The sequence below is a fragment of the Streptomyces pristinaespiralis genome, from assembly GCF_001278075.1.
GTDB classification, from domain to species: domain Bacteria; phylum Actinomycetota; class Actinomycetes; order Streptomycetales; family Streptomycetaceae; genus Streptomyces; species Streptomyces pristinaespiralis.
The window spans coordinates 3,760,158-3,787,090 of sequence record NZ_CP011340.1 but is presented as its reverse complement, the minus strand read 5'-3'; the positions used below and the strand labels follow the sequence as shown (position 1 = coordinate 3,787,090).

The 26,933-nt window shown below is 70.2% G+C and carries 27 protein-coding genes, 3 tRNA genes and 2 pseudogenes; 22 read left to right on the top strand and 10 right to left on the bottom strand.

The window, feature by feature from the left end:
• Positions 1-206 precede the first annotated feature (206 nt).
• The 12 genes from SPRI_RS15905 (at position 207) to SPRI_RS15850 (ending at position 12,058) form a co-directional block, all read left to right on the top strand.
• Positions 207-605 (top strand): NADH-quinone oxidoreductase subunit A, encoded by a 399-nt coding sequence (locus SPRI_RS15905; protein ID WP_005313712.1) that lies wholly within the window; start codon positions 207-209, stop codon positions 603-605.
• Entirely contained in the window at positions 596-1,294 is a 699-nt protein-coding gene (locus SPRI_RS15900) for an NADH-quinone oxidoreductase subunit B (RefSeq protein WP_005313711.1), read from the top strand. Before SPRI_RS15905 ends, SPRI_RS15900 begins: the two co-directional genes overlap by 10 nt.
• Positions 1,291-2,769, top strand: coding sequence for an NADH-quinone oxidoreductase subunit C (locus SPRI_RS15895; RefSeq protein WP_063805346.1), 1,479 nt, complete (start codon positions 1,291-1,293; stop codon positions 2,767-2,769). The genes SPRI_RS15900 and SPRI_RS15895 overlap by 4 nt, the downstream gene beginning before the upstream one ends.
• Positions 2,766-3,731, top strand: coding sequence for a complex I subunit 1/NuoH family protein (locus tag SPRI_RS15890; protein WP_005313708.1), 966 nt, complete (start codon positions 2,766-2,768; stop codon positions 3,729-3,731). The genes SPRI_RS15895 and SPRI_RS15890 overlap by 4 nt, the downstream gene beginning before the upstream one ends.
• Before the next feature lie 2 nt (positions 3,732-3,733).
• Positions 3,734-4,459 (top strand): NuoI/complex I 23 kDa subunit family protein, encoded by a 726-nt coding sequence (locus tag SPRI_RS15885; protein ID WP_005313706.1) that lies wholly within the window; start codon positions 3,734-3,736, stop codon positions 4,457-4,459.
• Positions 4,456-5,100 (top strand): NADH-quinone oxidoreductase subunit J family protein, encoded by a 645-nt coding sequence (locus SPRI_RS15880; protein WP_005313701.1) that lies wholly within the window; start codon positions 4,456-4,458, stop codon positions 5,098-5,100. The genes SPRI_RS15885 and SPRI_RS15880 overlap by 4 nt, the downstream gene beginning before the upstream one ends.
• Entirely contained in the window at positions 5,100-5,483 is a 384-nt protein-coding gene (gene nuoK / locus SPRI_RS15875) for an NADH-quinone oxidoreductase subunit NuoK (protein ID WP_037774008.1), read from the top strand. Before SPRI_RS15880 ends, nuoK begins: the two co-directional genes overlap by 1 nt.
• On the top strand, positions 5,480-7,480 hold the full coding sequence (locus tag SPRI_RS15870; protein ID WP_005313697.1) for an NADH-quinone oxidoreductase subunit 5 family protein: 2,001 nt from the start codon (positions 5,480-5,482) through the stop codon (positions 7,478-7,480). Before nuoK ends, SPRI_RS15870 begins: the two co-directional genes overlap by 4 nt.
• Positions 7,481-7,483: 3 nt before the next feature.
• Positions 7,484-9,076 (top strand): NADH-quinone oxidoreductase subunit M, encoded by a 1,593-nt coding sequence (locus tag SPRI_RS15865; RefSeq protein WP_005313695.1) that lies wholly within the window; start codon positions 7,484-7,486, stop codon positions 9,074-9,076.
• Positions 9,073-10,611, top strand: coding sequence for an NADH-quinone oxidoreductase subunit N (locus SPRI_RS15860; protein ID WP_037774007.1), 1,539 nt, complete (start codon positions 9,073-9,075; stop codon positions 10,609-10,611). The genes SPRI_RS15865 and SPRI_RS15860 overlap by 4 nt, the downstream gene beginning before the upstream one ends.
• Positions 10,612-10,805: 194 nt before the next feature.
• On the top strand, positions 10,806-11,669 hold the full coding sequence (gene htpX, locus SPRI_RS15855; RefSeq protein ID WP_005313690.1) for a zinc metalloprotease HtpX: 864 nt from the start codon (positions 10,806-10,808) through the stop codon (positions 11,667-11,669).
• Complete coding sequence (locus tag SPRI_RS15850) at positions 11,666-12,058, top strand: YccF domain-containing protein (protein WP_005313687.1); 393 nt, start codon at positions 11,666-11,668, stop codon at positions 12,056-12,058. Before htpX ends, SPRI_RS15850 begins: the two co-directional genes overlap by 4 nt.
• 140 nt (positions 12,059-12,198) lie before the next feature.
• Here SPRI_RS15850 and SPRI_RS37165 read toward each other — a convergent pair.
• Positions 12,199-12,430: pseudogene (locus tag SPRI_RS37165) on the bottom strand (amino acid permease); the annotation flags it as partial.
• 79 nt (positions 12,431-12,509) lie between these two features.
• Between SPRI_RS37165 and SPRI_RS15840 the strand changes: the two are divergent.
• On the top strand, positions 12,510-12,779 hold the full coding sequence (locus SPRI_RS15840; protein WP_005313680.1) for a GlsB/YeaQ/YmgE family stress response membrane protein: 270 nt from the start codon (positions 12,510-12,512) through the stop codon (positions 12,777-12,779).
• Between the two features lie 23 nt (positions 12,780-12,802).
• Here the strand turns inward: SPRI_RS15840 and SPRI_RS15835 are convergent.
• The 3 genes and pseudogenes from SPRI_RS15835 to SPRI_RS15825 form a co-directional block, all read right to left on the bottom strand.
• Positions 12,803-13,457, bottom strand: a pseudogene (locus tag SPRI_RS15835) (alpha-ketoglutarate-dependent dioxygenase AlkB family protein).
• A gap of 13 nt (positions 13,458-13,470) precedes the next feature.
• Positions 13,471-13,992, bottom strand: a complete 522-nt coding sequence (locus SPRI_RS15830) for a methylated-DNA--[protein]-cysteine S-methyltransferase (RefSeq protein WP_005313678.1) — start codon at positions 13,990-13,992, stop codon at positions 13,471-13,473.
• Between the two features lie 209 nt (positions 13,993-14,201).
• Positions 14,202-14,690, bottom strand: coding sequence for a YajQ family cyclic di-GMP-binding protein (locus SPRI_RS15825; RefSeq protein WP_005313676.1), 489 nt, complete (start codon positions 14,688-14,690; stop codon positions 14,202-14,204).
• Positions 14,691-14,883: 193 nt separating this feature from the next.
• Here SPRI_RS15825 and SPRI_RS15820 point away from each other — a divergent pair.
• Positions 14,884-14,965: transfer RNA gene (locus SPRI_RS15820), tRNA-Tyr, on the top strand.
• A 302-nt stretch (positions 14,966-15,267) separates the two neighbouring features.
• Here SPRI_RS15820 and SPRI_RS15815 read toward each other — a convergent pair.
• The 5 genes from SPRI_RS15815 to SPRI_RS15795 all read right to left on the bottom strand — a co-directional run bounded on the left by SPRI_RS15815 (position 15,268) and on the right by SPRI_RS15795 (position 21,050).
• On the bottom strand, positions 15,268-15,666 hold the full coding sequence (locus tag SPRI_RS15815) for a hypothetical protein (RefSeq protein ID WP_005313673.1): 399 nt from the start codon (positions 15,664-15,666) through the stop codon (positions 15,268-15,270).
• Between the two features lie 713 nt (positions 15,667-16,379).
• Complete coding sequence (locus tag SPRI_RS15810) at positions 16,380-17,642, bottom strand: DNA sulfur modification protein DndB (protein ID WP_005313670.1); 1,263 nt, start codon at positions 17,640-17,642, stop codon at positions 16,380-16,382.
• Between the two features lie 718 nt (positions 17,643-18,360).
• Positions 18,361-18,870: a GyrI-like domain-containing protein gene (locus SPRI_RS15805; RefSeq protein WP_005313668.1), complete on the bottom strand. Its 510-nt coding sequence runs from the start codon at positions 18,868-18,870 to the stop codon at positions 18,361-18,363.
• Between the two features lie 164 nt (positions 18,871-19,034).
• Positions 19,035-19,691: an SDR family oxidoreductase gene (locus SPRI_RS15800; protein WP_005313666.1), complete on the bottom strand. Its 657-nt coding sequence runs from the start codon at positions 19,689-19,691 to the stop codon at positions 19,035-19,037.
• A gap of 126 nt (positions 19,692-19,817) precedes the next feature.
• Entirely contained in the window at positions 19,818-21,050 is a 1,233-nt protein-coding gene (locus SPRI_RS15795) for an amidohydrolase family protein (protein WP_037774003.1), read from the bottom strand.
• Between the two features lie 329 nt (positions 21,051-21,379).
• Between SPRI_RS15795 and SPRI_RS15790 the strand changes: the two genes are divergently transcribed.
• The 8 genes from SPRI_RS15790 (at position 21,380) to SPRI_RS15755 (ending at position 26,175) form a co-directional block, all read left to right on the top strand.
• Positions 21,380-21,452, top strand: a tRNA-Thr gene (locus SPRI_RS15790).
• Between the two features lie 46 nt (positions 21,453-21,498).
• A tRNA-Met gene (locus SPRI_RS15785) sits at positions 21,499-21,571 on the top strand.
• Between the two features lie 86 nt (positions 21,572-21,657).
• Positions 21,658-21,822, top strand: a complete 165-nt coding sequence (gene rpmG / locus SPRI_RS15780) for a 50S ribosomal protein L33 (protein ID WP_003956487.1) — start codon at positions 21,658-21,660, stop codon at positions 21,820-21,822.
• Between the two features lie 114 nt (positions 21,823-21,936).
• Positions 21,937-22,389, top strand: coding sequence for a MaoC family dehydratase N-terminal domain-containing protein (locus SPRI_RS15775; RefSeq protein WP_005313660.1), 453 nt, complete (start codon positions 21,937-21,939; stop codon positions 22,387-22,389).
• Entirely contained in the window at positions 22,389-22,817 is a 429-nt protein-coding gene (locus SPRI_RS15770; RefSeq protein WP_005313656.1) for a MaoC family dehydratase, read from the top strand. The genes SPRI_RS15775 and SPRI_RS15770 overlap by 1 nt, the downstream gene beginning before the upstream one ends.
• A 134-nt stretch (positions 22,818-22,951) precedes the next feature.
• Positions 22,952-23,512, top strand: coding sequence for a TetR/AcrR family transcriptional regulator (locus SPRI_RS15765; RefSeq protein ID WP_005313653.1), 561 nt, complete (start codon positions 22,952-22,954; stop codon positions 23,510-23,512).
• Positions 23,513-23,596: 84 nt separating this feature from the next.
• Complete coding sequence (locus SPRI_RS15760) at positions 23,597-25,051, top strand: MFS transporter (protein WP_037774002.1); 1,455 nt, start codon at positions 23,597-23,599, stop codon at positions 25,049-25,051.
• A 68-nt stretch (positions 25,052-25,119) separates the two neighbouring features.
• Complete coding sequence (locus SPRI_RS15755) at positions 25,120-26,175, top strand: UDP-N-acetylmuramate dehydrogenase (protein WP_037776414.1); 1,056 nt, start codon at positions 25,120-25,122, stop codon at positions 26,173-26,175.
• Positions 26,176-26,254: 79 nt separating this feature from the next.
• Here the strand turns inward: SPRI_RS15755 and SPRI_RS15750 are convergent, their stop codons facing one another.
• Positions 26,255-26,887 carry an NAD(P)-dependent oxidoreductase gene (locus SPRI_RS15750; RefSeq protein ID WP_005313644.1) on the bottom strand — a complete coding sequence of 211 codons (633 nt, stop codon included), beginning with the start codon at positions 26,885-26,887 and terminating at the stop codon, positions 26,255-26,257.
• Between the last annotated feature and the right edge of the window lie 46 nt (positions 26,888-26,933).

Below are 26,933 nucleotides of genomic sequence, written 5' to 3'. Positions count from 1 at the left end.
CGATGCGTGACACGACTGCTTACGCTCTCTTTAGCAGGGCCTAGACTCCCGTGCGTACAGATCAGGGCGTACAGATCGTGCGTACAGATCGTCGGAGCGGCGACAAGCACAGTCGAGGCACCGACGAAGCGCGGCGGAGTGCGACGAAGCAACGACGACGACAACGCACCGACAAGGTCGACTGGGTCAGGGAGCGAGGGACGGACGTGCCGGAACCGACCGGAGTCGTGCTCGCGACGGAGTACTTCCGGAGCTACTCCGTCGTAGGGCTGCTCGCGCTGATCGGCGTGCTGTTCGTCGCCGTCGCCTTCACCGCGGGGCGGCTGCTGCGCCCCGTCGTCCCGACGCCCGAGAAACTGCTGACCTACGAGTGCGGCGTCGACCCGGTGGGCGAGGGCTGGGCACACACCCAGGTCCGCTACTACGTCTACGCCTTCCTGTACGTGATCTTCGCGGTCGACTCGATCTTCCTCTTCCCGTGGGCGACGGTGTTCGCCGCCGACGGCTACGGCGCGACGACCCTCGTGGAGATGTTCATATTCCTCGGCTTCCTGGCCGTGGGACTGCTCTACGCATGGAAGAAGGGGGTCCTGACATGGACGTGACCCCGACCTCGAACCAGACTCCGAGCCCGGCCTCTACCCCGGCCCCGGCCTCGACCCCGGCCCCGGAGCTCCTGCCGGAGCCGCGACGACTGGGCGCCCTCGCGCGCCTGGCCCCCGAGCCGATGAAGGTGATCCTCAACTGGGGACGCCGCTACAGCCTGTGGGTCTTCAACTTCGGACTGGCCTGCTGCGCGATCGAGTTCATCGCGGCGTCGATGGCCCGGCACGACTTCATCCGGCTCGGCGTGATCCCTTTCGCGCCGGGACCGCGCCAGGCGGACCTGATGATCGTCTCCGGCACGGTGACGGACAAGATGGCCCCCGCGGTGAAGCGTCTGTACGAGCAGATGCCCGAGCCGAAGTACGTCATCTCCTTCGGCGCCTGCTCGAACTGCGGCGGCCCGTACTGGGACTCGTACTCGGTCACCAAGGGTGTCGACCAGATCATCCCCGTCGACGTCTACGTGCCCGGCTGCCCGCCCCGCCCCGAGGCGCTGCTCCAGGGGATCCTCAAGCTCCAGGAGAAGATCGCCCGGGAGTCGCTCGACGAACGCTACGGACACGGCGGGGAGAAGAGTGGCGCCGCCCGGCCGTCCGCCACGGCCCTGCGGAGCGGCCTGGTCACTCCGCCGCCGGCGGGCTCCGGGCCCGACGCCGGCGCCGGCTCCGGAGCGGAGGGGGAGCGGTGAACCTGTACGACAGCCTCCCCGACGCCGTCACCGAGATCTTCGGAGAGGAGGCGACGGCCGAGCGGAGCTACGAACTGCTCACTGTCGACGTCCCCGTCGGCTCCTGGATCGCCGCTCTGGAGATCGCCCGCGACAAGCTGGGCTGCACCTATTTCGACTGGCTCAGCGCGGTCGACGAGCCGGGGACCGGATTCCGGATCTGCGCGCACGTCGTCTCGCTGGAGGGCCGTGCGGTCCGTCGGCTGCTGGTGCGCACGACCGTTCCGCACGGCGCCCCGTCGCTGCCGTCGGCCGTCGACGTCTACGCGGGCGCGAGCTGGCACGAGCGCGAGACGCACGAGATGTTCGGCGTCGACTTCACCGGCCATCCGCACCAGGTGCCGCTGCTGCTGCCCGACGGCTTCGAGGGACACCCGCTGCGCAAGGACTTCGTGCTCGCCGCCCGGGTCGCCAAGGCGTGGCCGGGTGCCAAGGAGCCGGGGGAGTCCGAGCACGGCGGGCCGAAGCGCCGCCAGATGCTGCCCCCGGGCGTCCCGGACCCGAACGAATGGGGCCCCCTCAAGGGCCAGCTCCCACCCGCACCCGCACGACCCGCCCGCACCCCCCGCGCCGGCGCGGCGGCGGGAGCGGCTGCCGGCGAGCGTCCGCCCCGCCGTACCCGCAGCGTGAGCGAGGGGTCGGCCTCGCAGGGCGAGGCGCCCGCGGCCGCGCCGCGACGTTCCCGTAGCGTGAGCGAGGGGTCGGCCTCGCAGGGCGAGGCGCCCGCGGCCGCGCCGCGACGTTCTGGTAGCGCGAGCGAGGGGTCGGCCTCGCAGGGCGAGGCGCCCGCGGCCGCGCCGCGACGTTCTCGCAGTGCGAGCGAGGGGTCCGCCTCCCAGTCGGGTACCGGTGCGACGCCGCCGGCCGGACGGACCGGCGCACCCGAACCCTCCACGGCACCGGAAGCGCCGGACACTCCGGCCGCACCCGGGAAGGCCGGGCCCACCGGCCCGGCTGAGGCCACCACGCCTCGGCGCTCCCGGAGCTCCGACGCGCCGTGGCACCACGCCCGCCCGGCCTTCGAGGACACGGAGACCGCCGGCACGGAGCCGCCCGCCCCCAAGGACAGCACCCCCGAACCCGGTGCGGGACCCGAGCCCGAAGCGGGAGCGGGACCCGAATCCGGAACCGCCCCCGGCGCTCGACCGGAGCCCGGCGCCGGGCGTCGCGAACCGGATTCGGAACCCGCGCCCGGACCCGGACCCGGACCCGGAGTCGGACCCGGCACTGAACCCGGAACCGAGTCCGAACCCGGCTCCGAAGGGACCGAATCCGGACCCGGAGCCGGCACCGAACCTGGCTCCGAATCCGGCAATCCCGCACCGAAGTCCACACCCGCTCCCACGTCCACACCCGCGCCCCCGCCCGTGCCCGGATCCGCCGACGGACCGGATGACGACGAGGCGGACCGACCTGCCGGAGGCGAACCCGCGTGAACGACGCCCTCGACGTCGCCTTCCGGCTCATCGTCGTCTTCGCCGTGTTCCTCGTCCTCCCTCTCGTCGTCGGACAGACCGAGCACAAGGTGATGGCTCACATGCAGGGCCGTCTCGGCCCCATGTACGCCGGTGGGTTCCACGGCTGGGCCCAGCTCGTCGCGGATGGGGTGAAGTTCGCGCAGAAGGAGGACGTGGTGCCGGCGGAGGCCGACCGCCGCGTCTTCCAGCTCGCTCCCGCCGTGGCGCTCCTTCCTTACCTCCTGGTCCTCGTCGCGATCCCGATCGGTCCGAGCGAGGGCGCGGTCGGCCAGGTCGTCGACGCCGGCATCTTCTTCGTCCTCGCGGTGATGGGCGTCGGTGTGCTGGGCTCGCTGATGGCCGGCTGGGCGTCGGCCAACAAGTTCTCCCTGCTCGGCGGACTGCGTACCGCCGCCCAGTTGCTCGCGTACGAGCTGCCGATGCTGCTGACCGCCGCGTCCGTCGCCATGGCGGCCGGGACGGTGTCGCTGCCCGGCATCCTCAACGCCTTCGAGTGGTGGTGGCTGCCCTGGCAGATCGTGGGCGCCATCGTCTTCTTCGTCGCCGGTCTCGCGGAGCTCCAGCGGCCGCCGTTCGACATGCCCGTCGCCGACTCCGAGATCATCTTCGGCGCCTACACCGAGTACACCGGTCTTCGTTTCGCGCTGTTCCTCCTCGCCGAGTACGCGGGCATCATCGTGCTGTGCGGGCTCACCACCGTCCTCTTCCTGGGCGGCTGGCACGGTCCGTTCGGCGCCGACGGCCTCGGCTGGGTGTGGACGCTGCTCAAGACCGCCGTGCTCGCGTTCATCGTCATCTGGCTGCGGGTGACGTATCCCCGTATGCGTGAGGACCAGTTGCAGAAGCTCGCCTGGACGGTCCTCATCCCGCTCGCCCTCGCCCAGATCGCCCTCACCGGCATCGTCAAGGTGGTGATCTAGACGTGTCTCCCATCCCCGGATCCGGTCTCGCCAAGGGCCTGGCCGTCACCCTGCGGACGATGACGAAGAAGACCGTCACCGCCCAGTACCCGGATGTCCAGCCCGAACTGCCGCCCCGCTCGCGCGGCGTCATCGGCCTGTTCGAGGAGAACTGCACGGTCTGCATGCTCTGCGCCCGTGAGTGCCCCGACTGGTGCATCTACATCGACTCCCACAAGGAGACCGTGCCGGCGGCGGTACCCGGTGGCCGCGAACGCAGCCGCAACGTCCTCGACCGGTTCGCCATCGACTTTTCCCTGTGCATGTACTGCGGTATCTGCATCGAGGTCTGTCCTTTCGACGCGCTGTTCTGGTCACCCGAGTTCGAGTACGCGGAGACCGACATCCGCGACCTCACCCACGAGCGCGACAAGCTCCGCGAGTGGATGTGGACGGTGCCCGCGCCCCCGGCTCTCGACCCGGGCGCGGAGGAGCCGAAGGAGATGGGCGCCGCCCGCAAGACGGCGGAGAAGCTCGCCGCCGCGGAGGCGGACGCGAGCACCCAGCCGGACGCGGCCACCCCCCAGCCAGGCGCGGCCACCCAGCCGGACGCGAGCACCCCCCAGCCAGGCGCGGCCACCCAGCCGGACGCGAGCACCCAGCCGGGCGCGGGCGGCGTCCCGCCGGCCGGCGGTGAACGCCCCGCCGACGACAGCGGCCCGGCAACGGGTCAGGGAGGTCCGGCATGACGTTCGCCGCAGCCGCGACGCACGGTTTCCTTTCTCCCACCGGCGTCGAGATCGCCTTCCTGCTCGTGGGCGTGGTCACGCTCGGCGCGGCCGTCATCACCGTCACGACCCGGCAGTTGGTGCACGCCGCCCTCTGGCTGGTCGTGGCGCTCGGCGGCCTCGCCGTCGAATACCTCCTGCTCACCGCAGAGTTCATCGCCTGGGTGCAGGTCCTGATCTATGTCGGCTCCGTGGTCGTCCTCCTGCTCTTCGGTCTGATGCTCACCAAGGCGCCCATCGGCCGTTCACCGGACGCCGACTCGGGCAACCGATGGGTTGCCCTCGCGGTGGCCGTCGTCGCCGCCGTGTCCCTCGTGTGGGTCGTCGTCGATGCCTTCCGCACCACCTGGATCGACCTCGACGGGCCGGCCCAGGGCTCCACGAAGGTGTCCGGCGAGATCCTCTTCCGGCACTGGGTGCTGCCGTTCGAGGCGCTCTCCGTGCTGCTGCTCGCCGCCCTGATCGGCGCGATCGTCCTGTCCCGCAAGGACGGTGAGGAGGCCGCGCCGGCCCCGGCCCCCCGGAACGCCCCTGCCGCCGGCAGAGCCACGGACACCCCGGCGGGCCCCGCGGACCGACCGGCCCGAGAGGGGAACAGCTGATGCACCTCGCCTATCCAGCCGTGCTAGCCGTGCTCCTCTTCAGCGTCGGGCTGTACGGGGTGCTCGCCCGCCGCAACGCGATCCTCGTCCTGATGTCCGTCGAGCTGATGCTCAACGCCGTCAACCTCAACCTCGTCGCCTTCGACGTCTGGCTCCGCGACACCCTGCACGCCGGCCAGGCGCTCACCCTCTTCGTCATCGCCATCGCCGCCGCAGAGATCGGCATCGGCCTGGCGATCGTGCTGATGGTGTACCGCAACCGCGGCAGCTCCGACATCGACCGCCTGCGCGACACCGCGGAGACGGCGCACGGACCCGATGCCCCCGGCCCGCACGACGGGAAATCCACCGACCGCGAGGAGAAGGCCGAGGCCACCGCGTGACCACCACGACCCTCGCCGTCCTTGTCCCCCTCCTTCCGTTCCTGGGCGCCGCGGCCGGGCTGCTCCTCGGCCGCCGCGCGCCCGGCTTCGTCCGTCCGCTCGCCGTGCTGCCGACGCTCGCCGCGGCCGTGCTGGCCGTCGTCGTCGCCGTACGCCAGGACGGCGGCAAGGCGATCGACGCGTCCACGCAGCTCACACCGACCGGCTCGGTCCCGATCGACCTCGCACTCCACCTCGACGGCTTCGCCGCGCTCGCCGCGATCCTCGTCGGGATCGTCGCCTCGTGCGTGCAGATCTATTCGACGGGCTACCTCCGCGACGACCCGCGCTACCCCTCGTACGCCGCCCTCGTCTCGCTGTTCACCTCCGCCATGCTGCTCGTCGTCTACTCCGGCGACCTGATGGTGCTGCTGGTCGGCTGGGAGATCATGGGCATCTGCTCGTACTTCCTCGTCGGCCACTACTGGGAGACCCCCGAGGCGCGCGCCGCCTCCCTCAAGGCCTTCCTGGTCACCAAGCTCGGCGATGTCCCCTTCCTGATCGGCCTGTTCGCGCTCGCGGCCGACGCGGGCACCTTCCGCATCACCGGCATCCTCGGGGCTGTCGCCGCCGACGCCGTCGAGCACCCCACCCTCATCGCGCTGCTCCTCCTCGCCGGTGTCGCCGGCAAGTCGGCGCAGTTCCCGCTGCACACCTGGCTTCCGGACGCGATGGCGGGCCCCACTCCCGTCTCCGCGCTGATCCACGCCGCGACGATGGTCGCCGCCGGTATCTACTTCGTGGCCCGGCTCCTTCCTCTCTTCGCGGCCTCCGCCGCAGCCATGACCGTGCTCGCCGTGATGGCGGCCGTGACGATGGTCGGCTCGGCACTCGCCGCCCTCGCACAGGACGACATCAAACGCGTCCTCGCCTACTCGACCATCGGGCAACTCGGCTACATGTCCGGCGCCCTGGCCGTCGGGGACCGTGGCGCCGCCGTCTTCCACCTCCTGTCCCACGGTGCGTTCAAGGCGCTGCTCTTCCTCGCCGCCGGCGTGATCATCCATGCCGCCGGCACCAACTCGCTCGCCGCCATGTCCCGGATGAGCGGCCTCGCCAAGCGTGTCCCCGACGCCTACTGGACGATGACCGTCGCTCTGCTCGCCCTCGCCGCGATCCCTCCCTTCGCCGGCTTCTTCTCCAAGGAAGCCGTCCTCGTGGCGGCCGAACACACCGCACTCGGCGACTCGGAGACGGCGCCCGCCGTCGCGGGCTGGTTCGTGCTCGTCGCCGCGCTGCTGACCGCGGTCCTGACCGCCGCCTACGCGATCCGGTTGTGGCTGCTGACCTTCCGCGGCCGCGGCGCCGAAGCCCCCGACCACGGACGCCAGCCGCTGTCGATGACCACCGTGCTGTGGGTCCTCGCCGTCCCCTCGCTCGCCTTCGGACTGACCGCCGGCCGGCTGCCCCGCTGGTTCGACGGCCACGCGCTCACCCCGACGCTCACCACCGCCGTCCTCGGCACGGGCGTCGCCCTCGTCGGCGGCCTGGTCACCTACGGGGCCTGGCGGCACTCCACCGCGCTCGCCGCACGTCCCCCCATCGGCGCCGTCGCCGCCCACCCGGACGCCGAACCGGCCGTCTCCGAGGCAGAGGCCATCGCCACCCACACTCCCGCCTACGGCGACATCGCGGCGGCTCACGACCCGGCCGACCCCGCACGGCTGCTGCTCGGCCCGCTCCACCGCCACGCCGCCGCCGGCTTCCACGTCGACGCGCTCTACACCGTGCTGTTCGTCCGCCCCGTGCGAGCCGCGGCCCGGCTGGTCCGGTTCCTGGACCGGGAGGTCGTCGACACCTACGTACGCGGCTCCGGCACCGGCACCCGCTGGCTCGGCACGGCCGTCCGGCGCGCCCAGACCGGAAACGTCCAGACCTACCTGAGCGCGCTGCTCGCCGGCTCCGTCGTCCTGGCGATCGCCGCCGTCGTCCTTTCCAACGTCAACGCCGGATCGTGAGCCGTGATCGATATCAGCGAGTCCGTGATGCAGTTCCTTCTCGCGTTCATCGTCGTCGCTCCGCTGGCCGGCGCCGCGGCCGCCCTGCTGCCCGCCCCGCCGGGGCTGCGCGGCAGCAGCCCCGACCAGGCGGTCCTGCGCCACGGCGTCACCGTCACCGGCGCCATCCTGCTCGCGGCGATCGTCCTGGCGCTCGGCTTCGACCACGACCAGCCGTCGAAGATGCAGGCCACGACCGACATCAACTGGATCGCCGCACTCGACGTGCGGATCCACCTCGGCATCGACGGCATCTCGCTCCCCCTTCTCGTGCTGACGGCCCTGCTGACCTTCCTCTGCGCGCTGTACAGCTACTTCAACATGCCCGCGGGCCCGTCCCCGAAGGCTTTCGTCGCCCTGCTCCTGGTCCTGGAGTCCGGCACCCTGGCGACTTTCGCCGTGCTCGACCTGCTGCTGTTCTTCCTGGCCTTCGAGATGGTGCTCATCCCGATGTACTTCCTCATCGCCCGCTGGGGCGGCGAGGCAAGGCAGCCCGCCGCCTGGAAGTTCATCCTCTACACGCTGCTCGGCTCCGTGGTCATGCTGCTCGGCCTCCTGCTGATCGGGCTGAAGGCCGGCACATTCGACATGGTGGCACTCGCCACTGACAACGGCCGTGGACTGACCACGTCCGTGCAGGTCGTCGCCGTTCTGGCGATCGGTCTCGGGCTGGCCGTGAAGACGCCGATGTGGCCCCTGCACACCTGGCTGCCCGACGCCCACACCGCCGCACCGACCGTCGGCTCTGTCCTCCTCGCCGGCGTGCTGCTGAAGATGGGGACGTACGGCTTCGTCCGCATCGTGCTGCCGATCGCGCCCGACGGGATGCGGACCTTCGCCCCGTACCTGGCCGCGTTCGCGGCCGTCGGCATCGTCTACGGCTCCCTGGCCTGCCTGGCGCTCGCGCGCAGCGGCGCCGGCGGTGACCTGAAGCGCCTGATCGCGTATTCGTCGGTCGGTCACATGGGCTTCGTGCTGCTGGGCATCGCGACGATGACCCCGACCGGCGTGAACGGCGCACTCTTCGCCAACATCGCCCACGGCCTCATCACCGGCCTGCTGTTCTTCCTGGTCGGAGCGGTCAAGGACCGCTACGGCACCGCCGACCTCGACACCCTCGCCGGCGCCACCGGCGCCGCACTGTACGGTCGCGCGCCGCGCCTCGGCGGCCTGCTCGCCTTCGCCGCCGTCGCCTCCCTCGGACTGCCGGGACTCGCCGGATTCTGGGGCGAGATGCTCGCGTTGTTCGGAGCCTTCGACCCCGCCGACGGGCTCAGCCGCCCGGCGTTCCTCACCTTCATGTCGATCGGCGCGTTCGGCACCCTGCTCACCGCCGCGTACCTGCTCGTCGTCGTGCGCCGCGTATGCATGGGCGGCCGGCTGCCGGAAGCCGTGGACGAGCAGCGGCCCGAGCCGGTCACCGACGTCCGCGCGTACGAGTTCGCGGCCTGGTCCCCGCTCGTGGCCCTCACCGTCGTCGCCGGACTGTGGCCCGCGATCCTCCTCGGCCTCACCGACCCGGCCGTGCAGAAGCTCCTCTCAGGAGGCAAGTCGTGACCGTGGCAGCCGACGGCGCCAACAGCCTCGTCCAGTCCGTCGACTGGGCGGCGATCGCGCCGCCCACGATCACCGCTGTCGTCGCACTGGTCGTCCTCGTCGCCGACCTGTTCGTCGCCGACCGGCGCAAGCCCCTCCTGGGAGTCGTGGCGATCGCGGGTCTCGTCGTGTCGATGGCCGCGCTGCTGCCGCTGCGCGACGGCGACCGCTCGACGTTCTGCCTGACCGACAACCCGGGCGTCTGCAGCTACACCGCCGACCAGTTCACGCTGGTGATCCAGTTCCTGGTGCTCGGCGGGGCGCTGCTGACCGCGCTGCTCTCCCTCAGGGACACCCGGGACAAGCTGCCGGCCGGCGAATTCTGGTTCCTGCTGCTGTCGTCCGCCGCCGGCGCGGCCCTGCTGCCCGCCTCCCGCGATCTCGCGACGCTCGTGGTCGCCCTCGAGGTGGCCTCACTGCCGGCCTTCGCGCTGGTGGGCCTCAAGCGCGGCGACCGGTTCTCCAGCGAAGCCGCCCTGAAGTTCTTCCTCTCCTCCGTCGCCGCGACCGCCGTGACGCTTCTCGGCGTCAGCTTCGTGTACGCCGCCACAGGAACGCTGCACCTCACACAGGTGGCGGCCGGGCTGGAGGACGTCCCCGGCCAGTTGGACACGCTCGCCAAGGCGGGCGTCGCGCTGACCCTCGTCGGCTTCGCCTTCAAAACGGCCGCGGTCCCCTTCCACTTCTGGGTCCCCGACACCTATGTGGGGGCGCCGCTGCCCATCGCCGGCTATCTCTCCGTCGTCGGCAAGGCCGTCGGATTCACCGGGCTCATCCTGGTCACCGTGATCGCCTTTCCCGGGTACGCCGACATCTGGGGCCCGGCGATGGCGGTACTCGCCGCTCTGACCATGACCGCCGGCAATGTCGCGGCGCTGCGCCAGTCCGCCTCGCGCACGTGGAGCGCGGTACGCCTGCTGGCCTGGTCCTCCGTGGCGCAGGCCGGATACCTGCTGGTGCCGATCGCCGCCGCCGCGTATTCGAGCGACCACCAGATCGGTGCGACCGTCGCCTACGCGCTGATGTACGCCGTGGTGAACCTGGGCGCGTTCGCGGTGGCGGCCGTGGTCGCCCGCACACGGCCGCTCAACCGGATCTCCGACTACCGCGGCCTGTACGCCCGCCGCCCGCTGGTCGCGCTGGCCATGGGCTTCTTCCTGCTCTGCCTCGCGGGTCTGCCACCGGGCATCGTCGGCCTCTTCGCCAAGGTGACCGTGTTCTCCGCGGCCGTCGACGCGGGTCTCGGCTGGCTGGCCGTCGTCATGGGCGTCAACGTCGTGATCGCCCTCTACTACTACCTGCAGTGGACGGCGATCCTCTTCCGCGCCCCGGAGCCGGCAACAGCGGACGAGGAGGCGGAGACGGCAGCGGAGGACACCCGGAAGGGGATCCCCGCTCCGGTCACGGTCGCCGTGGCCCTCACCGCGGCCGTGGGTGTCGTCCTGTCCGGCTACCCCCAGCTGGTCCTGCGGTTCGCCGCAGAGAGCCTGTTCTAGCCGCGGCGTACCTGCTGCCGGACCGGCCCCCGGCCGTCCCGCTCCGCGTGTTCACCCGTACGGGCGTGACGTGGGCCCCGGAGCGCCAGGGAACCAGTGCCCCTCGCCTGGCGTTGACCAGTACAGAAGGGTCCACTGGAGAGTGGAGCACCACGCAAAAGGGTTCCCCTGCCGCACCATCTGGAGGGCGTACCGTGCACCGCCGGCACAACGGGCTCAAAACCGCCGTACTCCTCGGGGGACTGTCCGCACTGATCCTCGTCATCGGCAGCTTCTTCGGCCGGACGGGGCTTTTCGTCGCGCTCGTCGTGGCGCTCGGAACCAATGCGTACGCCTACTGGAACAGCGACAAGCTGGCCCTCCGCGCCATGCGGGCCCGCCCGGTGAGCGAATTCGAGGCCCCCGCCCTGTACCGCATGGTCCGCGAGCTCTCCACCGCCGCCCGCCAGCCCATGCCGAGGCTCTACATCTCGCCGACCCAGGCCCCCAACGCGTTCGCCACCGGCCGCAACCCCCGTAACGCGGCGGTGTGCTGCACCGAAGGAATCCTGCGCATCCTCGACGAGCGTGAGCTGCGGGGAGTCATCGGCCACGAGCTCAGCCACGTCTACAACCGCGACATCCTCATCTCCTCGGTGGCCGGGGCCCTCGCCTCCGTGGTGATGTTCCTGGTGAACTTCGCCTGGCTCATCCCCATCGGCCGGTCCGACGACGACGAAGGACCCGGCCTGGTCGGCATGCTGCTGATCATGCTGCTCGGCCCCCTGGCCGCGTCCGTGATCCAGCTCGCCGTGAGCCGCTCCCGGGAGTTCGAGGCGGACGCGTCGGGCTCCCAGCTCACCGGTGACCCGCTGGCCCTGGCCAGCGCACTGCGCAAACTGGACGCCGGTACGAAACAGCTCCCGCTGCCGCCGGAGCCGAGGCTCGAGACCGCGAGCCACATGATGATCGCCAACCCGTTCGGCCCGGGCCGCGGCCTCGCCAGGATGTTCTCGACCCACCCGCCCATGGCGGAACGAATCGCCCGACTCGAACAGATGGCAGGTCCTCGCCGATGAAGACAATCCTGAACGTCATATGGCTGGTCCTGAGCGGCTTCTGGCTGTTCCTCGGTTACCTTGCGGCAGGGCTGATCCTCTGCATCACCATCATCGGGATCCCCTTCGGCCTGGCTGCCTTCCGCATCGGGATCTACGCCCTCTGGCCATTCGGTTACACGACGACGGACCGCCGCGATTCCGGTGCGCCGTCCCTGGTCGGCAATGTCCTGTGGCTGATCCTGGCCGGCTGGTGGCTGGCCCTGGGCCACATCGTCACCGGCCTCGCTCTCTGCCTCACGATCATCGGGATCCCGTTCGGCGTCGCCAACTTCAAGTTGATCCCTGTGTCGCTGATGCCGCTGGGCAGGGAGATCGTCCCGACCGATCAGCCGTTCGCGGCGCGTTGAGCGCGCGGATCCCGTCCGCCGGCCGGCGGTAGCTGTCCGGTTCGACCGGGCCGGCTCGCCGCGCGTGACACCCATGCCGGGGTCCGCCGGTCAGCCTGACGAGCCCGGGGAACTCGAACGGGTGTATCTCCGGGCCGTCGGGAACCCGGCGTCCGAGCCGAGGCGTTGGCGGATCGTGCAGTAGGCGGGCACACCGAGCGAAGAGAAGCCGATCGCCCCGCGCAGGTCCACGGTCGCCGCCACCACCGCGACGACGACCACAGCGACGTCCGCGCGGTGCGGCACCTGGGACCGTGGACGAACGGTGACCGGTGCTCCCGGCAGATGGCCGTCCCGAGCCATCGCGAGCGTCGTCCCCGAGACGCCGAGAATCCTTGTTGATCACCGCAACCGCGGCCCTGCCCGGGCACGTCCCCGACAACAACACCCCATGAAAGGCAGGTTCACTTCGATGACCATCATCGGCTGGATCGTTCTCGGTCTGCTGGCCGGAGCGATAGCCAAGATCCTGCTGCCCGGACGGGACCCGGGCGGGCTGGTCGGCACCACGCTCATAGGTGTCGCAGGAGCCTTCATCGGGGGCTGGATATCCGCCCGTTACCTGGACCGTGAGATCGCCAACCAGTTCTACGACGGGCCCACCTGGATCGCGGCCATCGGCGGCGCGCTCGTCCTGCTGATCGCGTACCGGATCCTGTTCGGCCACTCGCGCTCGCGCTGAACTGGGCCCGCCGCCCGGGCGGATCAGCCCGTCAGCCCGGTCTCGCGCAAGGTGATGTTCAGGCGGCCGCCGTTCATGCCGGTCGCAGGATCGGCCGTGGCCACATGCACCTTCGGCACGCCGTGATAGGCGTAGCGGGAAGGGCCGCCGAAGACGAACAGGTCGCCGGACGCCAGCTCCACGTCCGTGTAGGGACGCCCCCTGGTCTGCGTGTTCCCGAACCGGAACACGCACGAGTCGCCGATGCTCAGGGAGACCACCGGAGCCCCTGAGTGCTCCTCCTTGTCCTGGTGCATGCCCATCCGGGCGGCGCCGTCGTAGAAGTTGATCAGCGCGGTGTCGGGGGTGTACCCCTGATGCTCCCCATAGGCCTCGACCAGCGCCTCACGTCCCAGATCGACCAGCCACCCGGGAAACGGGGCGACCGGCGCACCGTTCACATCGTCCGCGGTCCGGGAGTACCGGTACGGCTGCCAGTGCCAGCCCACGCACACCGTCCGCACCGACATCACGCCCCCGTTCGGCAGCACGGTGTGCCCGCAGCGGGACCGGCCCGCGGGCCCAGCCACGGCAGGCCTCCACCAGCTCCCGCTGACGCCCGAGGGGCAGCCAGCCCGGCACATGCACCGCGCCCGGGGCGACGACCGCCCGGTCACGGGGGAACAGCGCTCCGCTCATGGGACCGGCCTCGTCACGGCGCCAGCGCGCCCTCGAGTCCGAGGAGCCGTGCCTTCGACTCCAGACCGCCCGCGTACCCCCGCAGGGCGCCGTCCGCGCCGATCACCCGGTGGCACGGACGCACCACGAGCAGCGGATTGCGCCCGATCGCCGTCCCCACGGCCCGCACACCGACCGCGGAGGTGCCGACCCGCGCGGCGATCTCCTTGTAGGTGGTGGTCCGCCCGTAGGGAACGTCCTCCAGCGCCCTCCAGACACGGCGCTGGAAGTCGGTCCCGCCCTCGGCGTACTCGATCTCGAACCGGGTCAGCCGGCCCGAGAAGTACGACGACAACTGGCGCCCGATCTCCTCGAACGCCGCCGGGTCGCGGCGCCAGCCGTCCTGGACGACCGCGCGGCCCTTCTGCCCGGGCAGCGAGAGAGAGGCCAGCGCGGTGCCGCCCTTCGCCGTGCCCGATGCACGCCCGACCAGCAGGAGCTCGCCCAGCGGGCTCTCGACGATCTCGTAGACGACGGTCTCCTGAGCACCGGTCATGGCTCGCGCTCCTCCTTGCGGTGTGCGGCGGTGTCGCCCGCCCTTCCCCTACGAGTCTGCGACCCAGCAGCCGCCGGGGCTGGCGGAATTCGGACGTCACGGCGGTGACGGCGACCGCCGTCGCCACCCCGCCGCACCACCGGGGCACGAGGCGGGGGCGGAGCGGCCGCGCCGCTCCGCCCCCGGTCGCCCCGGCCTGCCCGCAGACGTCAGCGGTAGTTCACGAACTGCAGCGCGAAGTCGAAGTCCTGCCCCTTGAGCAGCGCCTGCACGGCCTGCAGGTCGTCCCGGCTCTTCGAGCTGACCCGCAGCTCGTCGCCCTGGACCTGTGCCTTGACACCCTTCGGGCCCTCGTCACGGATGATCTTCGCCACCTTCTTGGCGTTCTCCTGCGAGATGCCCTCCTCGATCGAGGCGAAGATCTTGTACTCCTTGCCGGAGAGCTGCGGCTCGCCGGCGTCCAGCGACTTCAGCGAGATGCCGCGCTTCACCAGCTTGGTCTGGAAGACGTCCAGGATCGCGTTGACGCGGTCCTCGGAATTCGCCTGCATCAGGATCTTCTCGCCGGACCAGGAGATCGAGGCACCGACGTTCTTGAAGTCGTAGCGCTGCGAGATCTCCTTGGCGGCCTGGTTGAGGGCGTTGTCGACCTCCTGCCGCTCGACCTTCGAGACGATGTCGAAACTGGAGTCGGCCATGTCCTGTGGCTCCTTGTATCGGGTGAGTGGGGCGCGGCCGGATCACCCCGAACCGCTCGGCCAAGCCTAGCCACCCGCACCCGCCCCCGGCGCTGATCAATCCGGTGGCGAAGCACCCCGGTGCATCAGGTATCGTTTACGTCGTTGCCACGGAGCACCGCCCCACAGCGGTCCTCCAGAGGCGACATCCCATGGCGGTGTGCCCGAGTGGCCAATGGGAGCGGACTGTAAATCCGTCGGCTTAGCCTACCCAGGTTCGAATCCTGGCGCCGCCACGCGATGGAACGGCCCCTGATCTGCGGAAACGCGGATCAGGGGCCGTTCTGTGTAAGTGGGGCAGCGGCAGCGCACTGTCTCGCTCCGTCTCTTTCGCACACCTCTACCAGCTGTTGTGGACGAGACGTGGACGGGAATCCCGGCGTCCGACCTGCGGATCTGAGGGCCGCGGCCTCGGATGCTAGGACGGCCCGCCCGCAAGCAGTTCCTCGACCGAGCACCTCGACCAGCGACCTCGGCTTGCCCCGGAAACGGACGCAATAGGTCAGATCGGCAGGTGCCGGCAGTTACCTAGTAAGACTCACAGACGCCGGGCCACGCTGGCCCGGGCGCCCTTGCCCCTCATCGCTTGCGGCCAGCGGTCATCCATGACAACCGCCGCTTCCCGGCAGGCGTCGCACGCGTTCTCCCGCTCCGGCAGCCAGCAATGGTCGGACGGCGACATGCTGGCTTCCCGGATTCCGCACAGCGTCCTGTCGAAGGTGCCGTAGGCGTGCGAGACGCCTACGGGAAGGCCAGCCGCGACCGCCCTCTCCCAGCGCGCGCCCACGGGCAGATGCGGCGGTCGCGAGATCTCGAACCAGTCGCCGCCCACATACGTAGCGGCATGGCACCAGGAGCAGGACAAGATCTCCTCTTCCCACGCGGTGGCCGGCACCGACCACCGCCACATCGCCCGTCCGCAAACATCGCACTTCACGAGCGGATCCTCACACACCGAACTGCACAGCCTCCAGCACAGATAACCCGCGAGATGCGAAGCACCCCCTTCCAGTACAAGGGGCTCTTTGAGGATTGCGGACGTCGTGAGCGCCCTGCCCGTGGCAGGGCGCTCACGAAGCGGGCAGCCTCCCACTGGCCGCTCTTGATGTCAGTGCCCGGCCCGACTTTGGTGCAGTCGGGCAGAGATCTTGGCGTCGGCCGCCTCGTTGCCGCCCTTGAGGAACTTCGCGTACACCCGGAACAGCACCGGGACGCAAGGCCATGGCGTCCATCGGCATCGGACAGATCGCCTCCGCGGTCGCGATCTGCCGCTGCGATGGTCACCCTGGAAGGGCCCACGGCTGTAGAGGCGGCCGCCAACGACGTGCTGATCGCCGTGAACTCCTACCGCAGCCAGGACGAGCTCGCGCAATGCGGATGCCTTCCTTGCCGCTCGGCAGTCGTATCTGCGAGCGGTTCGAGCAGCGCTGGATGGGTTGTTGTAGCGAAGCGATAGCGCAGACCAGTGTCCGGTCTGTCTGGTTGTCCGGTTAGGCCTCTGACCAGTAAGTACGGGCCGGACAGCGCTGAACACAGGTGTCCGGGCTGTCCGGTCGCTTGAAAGTCCGGTAACGGGTACCCCTTGATCAGAAGCTATTTGGGTGATTTGAGGGTGGCCCGTGCTCGTCCGCCGCCGTGCGTCGGTGAGTCTCAGTAGACGCCCTCCGGCGAAATGATCTCCTGCGTGGGCTGCGGGATCATCGGGTTCTTGGGGAGGACGGGGACACCAATCGCCTCCATGACCTTCCGGGCTGCGATCCGTCCCGGAGCCCTGGTAGTGGTGATCTTGTCTCCGGTGATGATGTTCCCCTCCCAGATCGGCGCGTTCCGGCGCCAATCAATCTTGGTGGCGAGGTCGACGTATCGAGCCTTGCGCCATTCGGGGTCCAGGTTCTTCTCAATCTCGAAGGCCACGTGACCGATGATGACCAGACCGGTCGCGGTCATATTGATGTAGTGCTTGCGGAAGTCCACCACCTGGTTGGCCGGCCCTCCGCTTGTCGGCAGTTCGGCCACGGCGCGCCAGGGATCCATGTGCTGCGTGAGGATGTCGAGCATGGCCAGGGTCCTGCTGACGAAAGCGTCCTGCTTCTCGGTGGTGCCGATGGCCTGGAAGCTACGAGCCGGGATGCTCGCCTCACTGAGCGCGTAGTCCTGGAACAAGAGCTCCTTGACCAGCCCCCGCACCTGGTTCAGCAGGAAGATGGCCGATGAGAGCTTCGACAGGCTTTTGGAGGTCTCGTCGATGCGTCCCGCGAACAGAGCCGACCCATCCACGATCTTCGTGAGAACGCGGTTCAGGGGCTCCCGCGTGTTATAGGCGGCCAGAAGGCTGGCCGGGATCTGCTTGGTCTGCGCTGCGTCGGCAAAGTCCTGGTGGATGCGGGCAACGTCCGGCTCTACGACAATGACGACGGAGATGCTGTCGCTCGGGAACGTGGAGTCCGTGTCGACGAGGCTGTCGCTGCGCTTGGCGATCGCGGCGAGCCTGTGCTGCCCATCGGTGACGGAGAACTTGGTCTCGTCACCGATGACGACAAAGCCAGCCGTCATGGCGAAGTTTCCTCGTGGGATGTGGATGGCGGGGACGGCGCGGACGTTCAGAGTGACCGGCGGGAGGATGTAGTCCTTCTCGTTCTCGGTCAGGTACTTCGTGATGGACCTGACGTGGTTGGCGTCGATAGGACGGTTGGTAGCCATGCGCGGATTGCCACCCTTTACCGCCGCGTCGGAAACCACGTGCTTGACGAGGAAGGCGTACGAGAAGGCTGTCGTCAGCATGAGGCGCCCACCCTGCTGGAAGACGACACAGGTGAAAACGCGCCCCCCCGACGCCGTAGCGGCCTCGCTTGCAGCTGCCTGAGCAGCCGTCAGCGAGTCGTGCTGTGTCAGTCCGAGCTGTGCAAAGAACACGGGAACTCCTTGTACATAGTCCAAGTTGACAGGGCATTAGGAAACTACGATCGCTAGACGTATTACGTCAACCTGCCCACGTAAGACGCTCCTTTGTGAACGTTTCAGTGATGGGCGCCCTATCGGTTTGGTCATTTAAGATCACGTCTTACCGTCTTTGATCGACTGTGACGTCAGCATCGGCGAGGCCCGCACGCCGCAGTGAGCACGGCGCGGCGTAGAAGTGTGTCCGGACTGTCCGGCTGTCCTGTTAGGGCCCTGGCCAGCGGATAGGGGCCGGACAGCTCTGAGGGCAGGTGTCCGGGCTGTCCGGTCAAAGACGGCTGTAACACCAGCCCAGGTGTTGCAGCATGTCGGCGAAGCCGACCTTGTGGGGCCGTGTCGCCGGAGGCGACTCCTCCAGGGCCTCTCTGACCCCGCCGTGGACGAGACGTGGACGGCAGGTCCGCGCACCGCTTGCGCCGCCTGCTCCGCCCCAGGTCAGAAGGGGTGTCGATGCGCGAACAGCAAGAGTCTGTAAATCCGTCGGCTTAGCCTACCCAGGTTCGATCCTGGCGCCGCCACGCGATGCAACGGCCCCTGATCTGCGGAAACGCGAATCAGGGGCCGTTCTGCGTAGAGGGACGGGACCCCCACTGCCCGTCCCGGACGGAACCACGGCGGCTCTGCTCTGCGGAATCGCGGACCGGGTGTGGTCGTCGTACGGCGACCGCACCCGTCAGTCGGCCAGGCGGAACGCCAGCTCGATCTCCCACCTGGACATGTCCGGCTCCACCCGGGGATCCGTCTTGTACGTCTCCGTCCGGCACGCCCAGTGCTCGACCCCGTCGACCACCGTCATGTCCCACTCGAGGCCTTCCCGGCTCGCCCATTCCCGCATCGCCGTGACCACACCCACCAGCTGGTCCGGGTGGCCGATGTGGGTCACCGTCGCGTAGCGGCCGGGGGGAAGTACGGCCACGCCGATGTCTCCCTCGGGCTCAGGCGCGGAGCCGACGGGCACGCCCGCCTCGACGACCGACTCGCCCTCCATGTCGATGGTGTTGTAACGGAAGAACGGCGCACCCGCGAACTCCGCGCCGTTGCCGGCAAGCCAGTTGACGAGCTCCGGCAGCCGGTCGGCGATCTGGGCGAACGCGTCCATACGTACGGAGCCGCGGACGTAGGCGTAGAGCTGCTCGCCGCGCTCCACGATCGCCGGCCGGACTTCCTGTGTGTGATTGCTCATGTCCTCAAAGACCCTCGGGAGAGCGGGGATTCATCGCGGAGTGCACCGCGGGTTCGTCGCGCGCTTCCATGACGCGAAACTGCACGGACGCGGAACCGCACGCGGGTTCCGTGACGGGCATTCAGAAGGCCGACCCGGCGAAGGATCGACCACGAGTCGCACGGTCAGTTCCCCGCGATGTCCTTCACCGCGACGGTGACGGGCGTCGAACCGCTGACCAGTTCCAGCGTCAGTCCCGCGGTGGCCGGTGTTTCCACCATCTCCGCGAGCACCGCCGCCACATCGTCCCGCGGCACCATGCCGCGTCCCGTCGAGACCTCCAGCCGTACCAGGCCGTTGCCCGCGTCGTTGGTCAGCGCGCCGGGCCGCAGGATCGTCCACTCGAGCCCGGGGCGGGACCGTACGTAGTCGTCCGCCGCGCCCTTCGCCCGCAGGTAGGCGTCGAAGACGTCGTCACCCTTGTGTTCGGCGTCGGCGCCCATGGAGGAGACGACGATGTACCGCCGTACGCCTGCCCGTTCGGCCGCGTCGGCGAAGAGGACCGCCGCTCCGCGATCGACCGTGTCCTTCCGCTCGACGCCGCTGCCGGGGCCCGCTCCCGCGGCGAACACCGCGGCGTCCGCGCCCTGGAGCACGGCCGCCACCTGCTCCACGGAGGCTGTTTCCAGATCAAGGAGGACCGGTTCGGCGCCGACGGCCCGCAGGTCGTCACCCTGCTTGGGATCGCGGATGATGCCCGCGACCTCGTGTCCGCCCGCGGAGAGCAACCGCTCGAGACGGAGCGCGATCTGACCGTGTCCTCCTGCGATGACAATGCGCATGCATACGACGTTACGTCCGAAGCCCCGCGCACGCGCACGGACCGCAGCGGGGACACGCCCGCGACGCCCGGAACGCGCGCCCAGGGTCCCGCCCCGGCGCCCGGGCCCGTACGACGGGGGTGGGCCTCAGGGCCCCGCATCCGGCCGCCCCTGACGCGGCAGTTCGAGGGCCACGGCTGCCGCGGAGTCGCAGTACTCGCGCACCGCGCTCGTGCGGGCGACCACTCGCCCGCGGTGGATGACGATCCGGCTGTACGCGAGGGACAGCACACCTGAGATCCGCTCTCCGCGGACCGCGAGCAGTTCCGCCGGGAAGCCGGCCTCGACCCGTACCGGGGGCAGCCCCATCACTTCGCGGGCCGTGCCGGCGACGCAGCCGTACGCGTCCGAGGGGTGCATACCCGCCTGGGACGACAGGAGATACGCGGCCTCCAGCGGATCGCCGCGGCCCACCGGGTTGCACACGTCCCGCAGCGCCCCGCTCCCCGCGGCGACCCGCACGCCGGCCGCCCGCAGCAGCCGGACCGGTGCGTTGCCGCGCTGTTCGACGCCGGAGCAGCCGCCCTGCGGCAGGGAGACGACGGTGACGCCCGCCGCCGCCAGATGGTCCGCGGTCCGGCAGGCGATGTCCCTGGGGAGCCGGGCAAGGCCGGCGCACGGCCCGACGGTGACGCCGGGCCGCAGTCCGCCGGCCATGGCCGCGAGGCGAGCCAGCCGTGCCGGGTCGTCGCCGTGGGTGTGCAGGTCGACGGGGCAGCCGTGCTCGGCGGCGATCTCCAGGACCGCCTCCACGTATCCGGTGGGATCGGGGTCCGCGTCGGGGCAGCCGCCCACCACGCCGGCACCCATCTTCAGCGCGTCCCGCAGGAGGGCGAGGCCGTCGGCGCCCGCGACGCCCGTCAGGAGCCTGGGCACCGCGACGGCCGTCAGATCGGCGAGACCCCGCAGGGAGCGTCCGGCCTGGAGAACCGCCTCCAGCGGGCCGAGGCCCTGGACGTCCCCGATCCGTACGTGCGAGCGCAGCGCCGTCGCCCCGTGGCCGACCTGGAGCAGCGCGGCCTCTGTGGCGCGCCGCTGGACGTCCTGGGTGTCGTACGAGACAGGGCCGGGCGTCTCCGCGCTGAGTGCCGTGTCGCCGTGGAGGTGCGGCTCGGCGGGCGCGGGCAGCAGCAGGAAGCCGGTCAGGTCCACCCGGGCGGAGTGCGGCGGGAGGCTTCCCGCGGTGCCGACGGCCTCGATGCGGCCGCCGCTGAGCCGTACGTCGACCGTGCGACCGTCCGTGAGCCTCGCGCCGCAGAGCAGCAGCGCGGCGGTGTCCTCGGTGGCGCCGCCTGGCGGTAGCGGCTGGCTGTCGGGCATCGCGCTCCTGGGTGGGGCGGTCGGGCTCGTAGGGCGGTCGCACACTGCCCGGGCGGTGTGGAGCCGTGGCGTGGGAGCCGGAGAGGATCACGCAGCGTGCATCGAGACTAGGGGCGCTCGCGGTGCGCTTCGAGGAGGAGCGCAATAGTCGTACCGGCGTGGTCGCAAGTGGCGTACGGGACGGGCGGGGTGCCGTCGCGGGCCCTTCGGAGAGGTGGGCGCGGGGGCCGGACCTCGGACCGTGCGAGCGGGCCGGATGGAGGCCCGGCCCGGCCCGAGGAAACGGATTTGGGCGATCGGCGAGGGACCGTGTAATGTCTTCATCGCTCGCCCCAATAGCTCAGTCGGCAGAGCGTCTCCATGGTAAGGAGAAGGTCTACGGTTCGATTCCGTATTGGGGCTCTGATGTCGAGTGACCTCGCCTTCGGGCGAGGGAACCCTGCATCGCAGCGGTGTAGCTCAGTCGGTAGAGCAAGCGGCTCATAATCGCTGTGTCACCGGTTCAAGTCCGGTCACCGCTACACACAGTAGCCGATTGTGGGGTCGGTCCTCCGATCGGCTACTCTTTTATGCGTTCATCCGTCCTATCCGTCCAAGGAGCACTCACGTGGCTGCCACCGACGTCCGCCCGAAGATCACGCTGGCCTGCGTGGAGTGCAAGGAGCGGAACTACATCACCAAGAAGAACCGGCGTAACAACCCGGACCGTCTTGAGATGAAGAAGCACTGCCCGCGCTGCAACTCGCACACGGCGCACCGCGAAACGCGCTGAATAAGGCTCGTATACGAGGCCGTCCCCTTTGGGGGCGGCCTCGTGTCGTTTGCCGTACCGCCGTTCACAGGCGGCCGGCATTCAGTTGTGATCAATATCAGGAGGGACCAGTCCATGGCGCTCGACCAGTCGTTCGTGGGGCGGACGTATCCGCCCACCGCGCCGTACGAGGTGGGCCGGGAGAAGATCCGGGAGTTCGCCGCCGCGGTGGGGGACGAGAATCCCGCCTACACCGACCGTGAGGCCGCCCGCGCGCTCGGCCACTCCGATGTGATCGCTCCGCCGACGTTCGCTTTCACGATCACCTTCAAGGCCGCAGAGCAGGTCACCCAGGACCCGCAGTTGGGGCTGGACTACAGCCGCGTGGTGCACCGCGAGCAGCGGTTCGCGTACGTACGGCCGCTGCGCGCGGGCGACAGGCTCTCGGTCACCTCGACGATCGAGGCCATCAAGTCCCTCGCCGGCAACGACATCCTGGACGTGCGCGGTGACGTGCACGACGAGAGCGGCGAACTGGTCGTGACCGCATGGACGAAGCTGGTGGCCCGCGCCGCCGAGGAGGCGTGATGGCAGCGAAGATCTCTTACGCGGACGTCGAGGCCGGCACCGAACTGCCGGCGCAGAGCTTTCCCGTGACGCGCGCCACGCTGGTGCGGTACGCGGGAGCGTCCGGCGACTTCAACCCGATCCACTGGAACGAGAAGTTCGCCACAGAGGTCGGGTTGCCGGACGTGATCGCGCACGGCATGTTCACCATGGCCGAGGCCGTCCGGGTCGTGACCGACTGGGTGGGCGACCCGGGCGCCGTCGTCGAGTACGGCGTGCGCTTCACCAAGCCCGTCGTCGTCCCGAACGACGACAAGGGCGCGCTGATCGAGGTCAGCGCCAAGGTCGCGGCGAAGCTGGACGACAACCGGGTCCGCGTGGACCTGGTCGCGGTCAGTGAGGGCCAGAAGGTGCTGGGCATGTCCCGCGCGGTCGTGCAGCTCGCCTGAGGCACCCGCAGGGCGCAAGCGATGTAAGGGGCGTCCCTCCAAGGAGAGGTGCCCCTTACGCGTGCACCCCTCCCGGCAGGAGTCCGCGGTTCCCCCCCTTGACTAAGTTAGTGATTGGCCAATAACTTAGTCGCATGGTCAGGATGAGTGCAGAAGAGCGACGCGAGAGCGTGATCCGTGCCGCGATCACCGAGTTCTCCCGCGCCGGGTACAACGGCACCTCGACGGACGCCATCGCCAAGCGCGTCGGCGTCTCCCAGCCGTACCTCTTCCGCCTCTTCCCGAACAAGCAGGCCATCTTCCTTGCCGCGTCCTCCCGGTGTCTCGCGGACACCCGGCGTGTCTTCAGTGCGGCCGCCGAGGGGCTCGAGGGCGAGGAGGCCCTCGGTGCGATGGCCGCCGCGTACCAGCGCCTCATCGCGGACGACCCCGAGAAGCTGCTGATGCAGCTGCAGATGTACGTCGCGGTGGCGGCCGCGGAGGCGGCGGGCGACCACGCCTTCGGCGAGCAGGTGCGGGCCGACTGGGTGGAACTGTGGGAGACCGTCCATCTGCACCTCGGTGCCGACGTGAACGAGACCACGACCTTCCTGGCCTACGGGATGCTCGTCAACGTCCTCGTCTCGATGGGCTTCCCCGCCGAGCACCGCATCTGGTCCGGCTTCTATCCCGTCGCCCGGCCGGTCCAGGAGTGAGCCGGCTCCGCGTCCCGCAGGTGGTCCGTGCACAGTCTTGCCCACGAAAGTTAGTCATCAATAACTAATCCTCTGGGGGGAGCAGTGAACCAGAACCAGCAGCCCGCGCGGCGCTCCGGCGCCATCTGGGCACTCGTCATCACCAGCGTCGCCGGTTTCATGGCGGCCCTCGACAACCTCGTAGTCACCACCGCCCTTCCCTCCATCCGGGAGGACCTGGGCGGCGGTCTGGAAGACCTTGAGTGGACGGTGAGCGCCTACACGCTCACCTTCGCGGTCCTGCTGATGTTCGGTGCGGCTCTGGGGGACCGCTTCGGCCGCCGCCGGCTGTTCATCACCGGCCTGACGATCTTCACCGGTGCGTCCGCCGCGGCCGCGCTCGCGTCCGGCATCGACGCGCTCATCGCCGCCCGGGCCGTCCAGGGCGTCGGCGCGGCGATCATGATGCCGCTCACGCTGACCCTGCTCACCGCGGCCGTCCCGGCCGCCCGCCGCGGCGCGATGCTGGGCCTCTTCAGCGCCGTGACCGGCGTGGCCGTCGCCACCGGCCCACTGATCGGCGGCTCTCTGACCGAACACATCTCGTGGCAGTGGATCTTCTGGCTGAACGTCCCGATCGGACTGCTCCTCCTGCCCCTCGCCCGCCTGCGCCTGCAGGAGTCCCACGCCCCGGACGCCCGGCTCGACGTCCCCGGCACCCTGCTGGTCAGCGGAGGCCTCTTCGGCATCGTCTACGCGCTGGTCAACGGCAACGCCGACGGCTGGACCAGCCCTCGGATCCTGTTCTGCCTGATCGCGGGCGCCGTGCTCCTGGTCGCCTTCGCCCGGTACAGCTCCGTCGCGAAGAAGCCCATGCTGCCCATGCGTCTCTTCCGCAGCCGCGCCTTCTTCGGGATCAACGTCGCGAGCCTGCTGATGTTCCTCGGCATGTTCGGCTCGATCTTCCTGCTCAGCCAGTTCCTGCAGGGTGTGGCCGGCTACTCGCCCACCGAGGCCGGGCTGAGGATGCTGCCCTGGACCGGCATGTCGTTGCTCGTCGCACCCGTCGCGGGTCTGCTGTCCGACCGGATCGGCGGACGCCCGGTCGTCACCGCCGGCCTGGCGCTCCAGGCACTCGGTCTCGCGCTCTTCGCGATGGTGCTCGAGCCCGGCGTCTCGTACACGGCCCAGCTGCCCGCACTCGTCATCAGCGGTATCGGCATGGCTCTCTACTTCGCGCCCGCCGCCAGCGTGGTCATGTCCAGCGTCCGCCCCTCGGAGCAGGGCATCGCCTCAGGGGCGAACAACGCCCTCCGCGAGGTCGGCGGAGCGCTCGGGATCGCCGTGCTCGGCGCGGTCTTCGCCGCTCAGGGCGGCTACGAGTCGCCGCAGGCCTTCTCGGACGGCACGGTCCCCGCGGTGTGGATCGGCGCCGGGGCCCTGGCCGCCGCCGCCCTGGTGGCCCTGCTGATACCCGGCGGGCGGACGAGGCCGGACGGCACCCTGTCCGGATCCCCGGCCGCGGCCGCGGAGAGCGACCGCACACCCGTCGCGGTCTGACCCCGGCGTACCCGTACGGTCCGTGGCCCCGCCGGAACACGGGGGTCATGGACCGTACTCTTGTCCCCGTGCAGGAACTTCACGATGCCCCCCTCGCCCCCCTGACCACCTTCCGGCTCGGCGGCCCCGCGACCCGTCTCGTGGCCGCCACCACCGACGACGAGGTGGTCGCCACCGTGCGCGAGGCGGACGCGTCCGGCACGCCGCTGCTGATCATCGGCGGTGGCAGCAACCTGGTCATCGGCGACAAGGGCTTCGACGGCACCGCACTGCGCATCGCGACCAGCGGCTTCGCCCTCGACGGGACACGCCTGGAGCTGGCCGCGGGGGAGACCTGGACCGACGCCGTCGCCCGCACCGTCGAGGCCGGGCTCGGCGGCATCGAGTGCCTGGCCGGCATCCCCGGCTCCGCGGGCGCCACCCCGATCCAGAACGTCGGCGCCTACGGTCAGGAGGTCTCCACGACGATCACGGAGGTCGTCGCGTACGACCGTCGCAGCGGCGAGACCGTGGTCCTCCCGAACGCCGCCTGCGGTTTCTCCTACCGCAACAGCCGCTTCAAGCAGGAACCCGACCGCTATGTCGTGCTGCGCGTCCGCTTCGAGCTCGAGGACGCCGACGGCCTTTCCGCGCCCGTGAAGTACGCGGAGACCGCCCGTGCCCTCGGCATCGAGGTGGGCGACCGGGTCCCGGCCGCCGCCGCCCGCGAGACCGTGCTCGCCCTGCGCGCGGGCAAGGGCATGGTCCTCGACGCCGACGACCACGACACCTGGTCCGCCGGCTCCTTCTTCACCAACCCGATTCTCACCGCCGCCGAGTACGAGACCTTCCTGGCCCGCGTGCGCGACCGGCTCGGCGACGGCGTCGCCCCGCCCGCCTACCCCGCGGGTGACGGGCACACCAAGACCTCGGCCGCCTGGCTGATCGACAAGGCCGGCTTCACCAAGGGCTACGGCTCCGGGCCCGCCCGCATCTCCACCAAGCACACGCTGGCCCTCACCAACCGCGGCCAGGCCACGACGGAGGACCTGCTGGCCCTGGCCCGCGAGGTGGTGGACGGCGTGCGCGACGCGTTCGGTGTGACGCTGGTCAACGAGCCGGTGACGGTCGGCGTCAGCCTCTGAGCCTCCGGCTGCCCATGATCCGAGCGGTCAGGCCCCGAAAGCTCAGGGCCTGCCAGCTCAGGACCTAGCAGCTCAAGACCTAGTACGCGACGCCGACGCCCTGCCGGATCGTGGCGGGGTCGTCGGTCATCGCGAGCATCGCGTGCGCCACGTCCGCCCGGCCGATCACCCTGGCGCTGCGCGGATTGCCGCCGACCGCGACGCGGTACCGGCCGGTCAGCGGCTTGTCGAGCAGCTTCGGCGGCCGCACGGCGGTCCAGTCGGCCGCGCTGTCCGCGAGCTCGCGCTCCATGACCCGCAGGTCGTCGTAGACGGGCTTCAGCACCGCCCCCACGACCGACAACATCGCGCGGTCGCGCAGCGGCTCCCGCTCCGGCGCGGTGCCGAGCGGCGCCGCGCTGACGACCAGCAGCCGGCGCGTGCCCTCGGCCTCCATCGCGGTCAGCACCGAGCGGGTCAGGCGGGCGGCGACGCCGGCGTCGGACCTTCTGCGGGGGCCGAGACCGGAGAGCACCGCGTCCCGCCCCGCCACGGCTTCGCGCAGGGCCTGCGGGTCGTCCAGGCGGGAGCCGACCACCTCCAGTCGCTGCCCGGTCACCGTGAAACGTGCCGGATCGCGGACCACGGCCGTCACGTGATGGCCGGCGGCCAGCGCCTGCCTGACGATCTGCCCGCCGATGCCGCCGGTCGCGCCGAACACTGTGAGCTTCATGGCACACCCTCCTCGGGTGGGTAAGTGTTCACTCACCCCTAGGGTG

What these genes read in the sequence shown, in the direction of transcription:
- SPRI_RS15900 (WP_005313711.1), top strand. Translation starts at nt 596, where the DNA reads ATGGACGTGACCCCGACCTCGAACCAGACTCCGAGCCCGGCCTCTACC.
- SPRI_RS15880 (WP_005313701.1), top strand. Translation starts at nt 4,456, where the DNA reads ATGACGTTCGCCGCAGCCGCGACGCACGGTTTCCTTTCTCCCACCGGC.
- nuoK (WP_037774008.1), top strand. Translation starts at nt 5,100, where the DNA reads ATGCACCTCGCCTATCCAGCCGTGCTAGCCGTGCTCCTCTTCAGCGTC.
- SPRI_RS15850 (WP_005313687.1), top strand. Translation starts at nt 11,666, where the DNA reads ATGAAGACAATCCTGAACGTCATATGGCTGGTCCTGAGCGGCTTCTGG.
- SPRI_RS15840 (WP_005313680.1), top strand. Translation starts at nt 12,510, where the DNA reads ATGACCATCATCGGCTGGATCGTTCTCGGTCTGCTGGCCGGAGCGATA.
- SPRI_RS15830 (WP_005313678.1), bottom strand. Translation starts at nt 13,992, where the DNA reads ATGACCGGTGCTCAGGAGACCGTCGTCTACGAGATCGTCGAGAGCCCG.
- SPRI_RS15825 (WP_005313676.1), bottom strand. Translation starts at nt 14,690, where the DNA reads ATGGCCGACTCCAGTTTCGACATCGTCTCGAAGGTCGAGCGGCAGGAG.
- SPRI_RS15805 (WP_005313668.1), bottom strand. Translation starts at nt 18,870, where the DNA reads ATGAGCAATCACACACAGGAAGTCCGGCCGGCGATCGTGGAGCGCGGC.
- SPRI_RS15800 (WP_005313666.1), bottom strand. Translation starts at nt 19,691, where the DNA reads ATGCGCATTGTCATCGCAGGAGGACACGGTCAGATCGCGCTCCGTCTC.
- SPRI_RS15795 (WP_037774003.1), bottom strand. Translation starts at nt 21,050, where the DNA reads ATGCCCGACAGCCAGCCGCTACCGCCAGGCGGCGCCACCGAGGACACC.
- SPRI_RS15775 (WP_005313660.1), top strand. Translation starts at nt 21,937, where the DNA reads ATGGCGCTCGACCAGTCGTTCGTGGGGCGGACGTATCCGCCCACCGCG.
- SPRI_RS15770 (WP_005313656.1), top strand. Translation starts at nt 22,389, where the DNA reads ATGGCAGCGAAGATCTCTTACGCGGACGTCGAGGCCGGCACCGAACTG.
- SPRI_RS15765 (WP_005313653.1), top strand. Translation starts at nt 22,952, where the DNA reads ATGGTCAGGATGAGTGCAGAAGAGCGACGCGAGAGCGTGATCCGTGCC.
- SPRI_RS15750 (WP_005313644.1), bottom strand. Translation starts at nt 26,887, where the DNA reads ATGAAGCTCACAGTGTTCGGCGCGACCGGCGGCATCGGCGGGCAGATC.